The sequence below is a fragment of the Mesorhizobium sp. M7A.F.Ca.US.014.04.1.1 genome (assembly GCF_003998745.1).
GTDB classification, from domain to species: Bacteria; Pseudomonadota; Alphaproteobacteria; order Rhizobiales; family Rhizobiaceae; genus Mesorhizobium; species Mesorhizobium ciceri.
Window position 1 is genome coordinate 1 of the sequence record NZ_RZRW01000487.1, and the last position, 4,280, is coordinate 4,280.

The window sequence follows — 4,280 nt, forward strand, 5'->3', positions numbered from 1 at the left end:
ATGGAGACAGACCATGTTCATGAAAATCCTCGCAGCTTCGGCGCTCACCATTGGCCTGGCGACATCGGCCATGGCGCAGAGCAATGGCACAAGCGGCACCGACGGATCCGGCGGCAGCGGCAAGTCGGTCACCGTCGACCCAAATACGCCGGCTTCGCCGAACACGGTAGACCCCGGCACGACCAACAGTACGACGGTAGCACCGGGCGCCACGAATTCAAACGCGGATGAAAATTGCCCTGCCCATCCGCAGGGCGCACAGCCCGATGCCAGTGGAACGTCGCCGGGCACCACCGCGCCGACAGTTAATGACAACCATTGCGGCAAGTAGGAATTGCAATGAAAAGAAGCCGCGGAGCGAGCGCTCCGCGGCTTCTCAAATCCTGTCGTATCAGTGTATCTACGGCACCGCTTTTTCCCGAACCGGCAGCTTCCACCCCGGCCTGACGAAGTGGCAGGTGTATCCGTTGGGGTATTTCTCCAGATAGTCCTGATGCTCGGGCTCGGCTTCCCAGAAGGGGCCAACGGGTGCGACTTCGGTGACGACCTTGCCCGGCCACAGGCCCGAGGCATCGACATCGGCGATCGTGTCCTCGGCGATGCGCTTCTGTTCGTCGCTGGTGTAATAGATCGCCGAGCGATAACTCGTCCCGACATCGTTGCCCTGGCGGTTGCGGGTCGTCGGATCGTGGATCTGGAAAAAGCGTTCCAGCAGCGTGCGATAGCTTATGATGGCCGGATCGAAATTGATCTCGATGGCTTCGGCATGGCTGCCGTGGTTGCGGTAGGTGGCGTTGGGCACGTCGCCGCCGCTGTAGCCAACACGGGTGGAAATGACGCCGGGATAGCGCCGTATCAAATCCTGCATACCCCAGAAGCAGCCACCGGCAAGGACTGCGCGTTCGGTCGAAGTCGCCATATCACGTCTCCTCAAAGGCAAGTTTGTCTGGACATAGATGGGCATTGTCACCTGCTTCGTCCAGCGGACCGGCGGATCTGCTTCAGTTGCTCGGTCGGGCGAGGCCGTCGATAGCACCCGGCAACTGCCGCGCGCCAGGCGGAATGGCTGCGAAGCTGATCGCCACCGGCGGCGCCTTGAGCGACCAGTCGAAAAGAACGGTTTTGATCGGGATGTCGCCCACCCACGCCTGCAGATAAGATGGCACATCGCGCCCGGGCCAGACCAGCAATATGCCATGCTCGCGCAGCCGCTCCTTGGTGATCCAGGGGGCGTACTGCATGTTCAGTTCGGTGAAGATCGACGGCTTGTCATAGGCATTGAGGCCCGCCAGCGGCGCAATAAGGGCATGGCCGCCGACGATGTCGAGCCGATCGGGCGTCGCAGCGTGCCAGACAGCCTCTGCCTCATCCGAGATCTTTTGCGCCGGCCAGCAGACGGCGTCCATGCGCCCACGCAGATTGCATTTCGTCCAGCGGATGCCCGCATAGGCACCGGATATGCCGACAATGGAGATGAGCGCGCAGATCGCCAGCTTTCGCATCTCGATGGCGCCGAGGCGATGGCCCAGCAAGGCGAGCGCCACAACGCCAGCAAGATTGTACATCGGCGCGCCCCAGGCCTCGCCGGCGCCGGTGAACAGGGACGCCACCATGACGAGGATCGCCGGGCCAACCCCCATCCACAAGAGATAGACCAGCGTGCCGCGCCCGACGGGCTTTTGCGGCGCGGGCGAGCGCCGCAGCAGCCCTGATATCGCCAGCACCAGAAGAAAGCCGCAGAGCCCAGCCATCTGGACGCCGATATAATAAAAGCGGGAGCGATGAGCCACCACCCACTGATCGCGCCAGGCGGCATAGGTCAGCGGCAGGAAATCGACGCGGCAGAGTTCGGCGGCCAGTGGAGCGGCGACAGCGCCGAAAACCGCGAGCCCGAGCCATGGCCAGGGCGTGGCGAGCCGACTGCGTGCGCGTGTGTCCGACAGCAGCCAGATCGCCCCGAAAAGCAATAATAGGCCGGTGGAAAGCTTGGCATAGAGCCCGACGCCCGACACCAGCCCGAGCGCCAGCCACCAGCCCGGCCCACCACCACGGCCCGCACGCCACAACAGCCAGCAGATAGCGGCCCAGAAGGGCATCTGCGCGTAGTCATGATTGAACTGTGGGGTCGGCCAGCCGAAGAAATAGAGCGACGGCATCAGAAGCACGGCGGCCAGCGCGCGGGTTCGCCCGAGCATGTCGCGGGCCAGCAGATAGACTAGCACGAAAGTGGCCGAGATCGTTAGCTGAGCCACGAGATATTGCGGCCAGCGGAACGATCCGGTCAGAAGATGGCTGATCTCGAGCAGCCAGCCGGGAAGCTGTGGATGCTTGTAGGTCAACAGCACCCATTCGCGGCCCCACATGAAGCCTTCGACGACATCGTTGGGCGGTGACACGTCGACAAGCGCGGGCGCCACGGTCCAGCACAGGATCTGTGTCAGGCATAAAAGCGCCAGGCCGGCTTCTGGATAGCGCGTCAGCCCCTGCCAGATCGACGACTGCCGCCAGTCGCCTGGAACAGAACTGCCGACCGGCAGCCAACCGTTCATGGGTTCGTCGATTCGCGTCATGCGGTGGATAAATCACACCGGACGGTTTTTGGAACAGCCCAGAACTCGAAGCTTACGAAAATGTAAACTTGGGTGACCATGGCAAAACCAAGATTGAGGCAGAGTTTCGCGCCACCATGCCGCCTCTCTCATCATCACATGCCAGCAGGACAACAATGGAACACGCCGTCCCGGAGCGCCCTGAACATGCCGGGCACGGCGCATCGGGCGTGATCGCGGCAGGCGTCGCCTACGCCTGACCGGTTCCCGTCCCCCAAAAAGCATCCAGGATTTGATAAATGCGCCACCACCATGCCATCATCCACTACCGTGCGCTCGATTTCTGGATGGCCCGTGCGGCCGTTCTCGTCATCATCTGCCTGCAGCTTCTGGTCATCAACAATCTCTCATTCGGACCGCGCTGGCTAGCGCCCGCGCTGGAGGCCGCTCTGCTGCTGCCCTTGTCGGTGGCCACCGCCTGGACACAGGCCGCCACCCGCAAGGCGGTCGAGGACCACGAGTGGCATGCGATCGGCCAGTTTCGGGTCATGATCCGCAGAACAGCCCTGACCATGACCGCCATCATCAGCATCATGAACTGCGGTTCGCTGGTCCTGCTGGTGCGTGCCTTGCTGGAGGGCCATGCCGGCAACAGCGGCACGACGCTGCTGATCGACGCACTCAACATCTGGGTCACCAACGTCATCGTCTTTGCCTTGTGGTTCTGGAGCACCGACCGCGGCGGCCCGCCGACCTGCGGCCTCGTCAAGCTTGCGCAGGCCGATTTCCTGTTCGCGCAGATGACGTTGAACGACCGTGACCTCCGAGATTGGCTGCCCGGTTTCGTCGATTATTTCTTCCTCGCCTTCACCAATGCGACAGCGTTTTCGCCCACCGATACCTTGCCCCTTTCCCAGCGCGCCAAGCTGCTGATGATGGCCGAGGCCATGATCTCGCTGCTGACCATCGCGCTGGTCGCGGCACGCGCGGTCAACATCCTCGCTTGATCGGCCCGACACGCGAAATAGCCCGCCCGGCGCACCGGAACGGGCTATTTTGGGTTGCCTTCGACAGTTGAAATGCAGCGCCGGCCTAGTGGCGCTTGCCCAGCCTGTAGCTGTTGCCGCCCAGCAGGTTCACGCCGAGCCCGCTCAGAACGCCACCGACGATGCCGGTCTTGTTGCCGTTCAGAATGCCTGAGACGACATTGCCGCTCAGGATGTTGTTGCCGCTGAGCACGTCGTTCAGCGCGGTGATCTTGCCAAGGTCGATGGACGGCGAAACATTGATCAGGCTGCTCGAATTGCCTCCCCAGCCGCCCGAACCTCCGCACCCACAACCTGCCTCGGCGGCTCCAACGGACGATGCAACTGCAACAGCGGCGAAAATAACAGTGAACTTGTTCATGAAAGCTACTCCCGTTTGATGATGGAGATGGCTTCCGTCTTCTGTGGTCTACCTCTTGCTTAACAATATATGAACAATTCATCCGCTCAAGTCTTTATCTAGTTTCGGTGCTTCAATCAAAAATTAACAATAATCATTATGCATAACCGACATGATTAACTTGCTTATCACAACGGACGACGACGAGACCGGTCAACTCGAATGCCGCTCAGCAATGGCCGATCGGAAATGCAAAAAAGCCCGCCCCGGCGTGAGCCGAAGCGGGCAGCGGTCGGTCCTGGAAATGAGAGCCACGCCGCGCCAGGTCCACCGGTCTCGGCAATT

Annotated in this window: 5 protein-coding genes; 2 read left to right on the forward strand and 3 right to left on the reverse strand. The window is 61.5% G+C overall.

The window, feature by feature from the left end:
• Positions 1-331: hypothetical protein (locus EOA22_RS25720; protein ID WP_245478686.1), on the forward strand; the 331-nt coding region annotated here is incomplete at its 5' end.
• Positions 332-400: 69 nt separating this feature from the next.
• Here EOA22_RS25720 and msrA read toward each other — a convergent pair.
• Both msrA and EOA22_RS25730 read right to left on the reverse strand, forming a co-directional pair.
• Positions 401-919 carry a peptide-methionine (S)-S-oxide reductase MsrA gene (gene msrA, locus EOA22_RS25725; protein ID WP_013530793.1) on the reverse strand — a complete coding sequence of 173 codons (519 nt, stop codon included), beginning with the start codon at positions 917-919 and terminating at the stop codon, positions 401-403.
• 82 nt (positions 920-1,001) lie between these two features.
• Positions 1,002-2,549 (reverse strand): glycosyltransferase family 39 protein, encoded by a 1,548-nt coding sequence (locus tag EOA22_RS25730; protein ID WP_063170277.1) that lies wholly within the window; start codon positions 2,547-2,549, stop codon positions 1,002-1,004.
• Between the two features lie 299 nt (positions 2,550-2,848).
• On the opposite strand from EOA22_RS25730, the gene EOA22_RS25735 reads away from it, so the two are divergent.
• A complete protein-coding gene (locus EOA22_RS25735) occupies positions 2,849-3,556 on the forward strand; it encodes a hypothetical protein (protein ID WP_013530791.1) in 708 nt (235 codons plus the stop codon).
• Between the two features lie 85 nt (positions 3,557-3,641).
• On the opposite strand, the gene EOA22_RS25740 is transcribed toward EOA22_RS25735, so the two are convergent.
• Positions 3,642-3,956, reverse strand: a complete 315-nt coding sequence (locus tag EOA22_RS25740; RefSeq protein ID WP_013530790.1) for a hypothetical protein — start codon at positions 3,954-3,956, stop codon at positions 3,642-3,644.
• Between the last annotated feature and the right edge of the window lie 324 nt (positions 3,957-4,280).

Coding starts and splice junctions, on each gene's coding strand:
- msrA (WP_013530793.1), bottom strand. CDS start 919: ATGGCGACTTCGACCGAACGCGCAGTCCTTGCCGGTGGCTGCTTCTGG.
- EOA22_RS25730 (WP_063170277.1), bottom strand. CDS start 2,549: ATGAACGGTTGGCTGCCGGTCGGCAGTTCTGTTCCAGGCGACTGGCGG.
- EOA22_RS25735 (WP_013530791.1), top strand. CDS start 2,849: ATGCGCCACCACCATGCCATCATCCACTACCGTGCGCTCGATTTCTGG.
- EOA22_RS25740 (WP_013530790.1), bottom strand. CDS start 3,956: ATGAACAAGTTCACTGTTATTTTCGCCGCTGTTGCAGTTGCATCGTCC.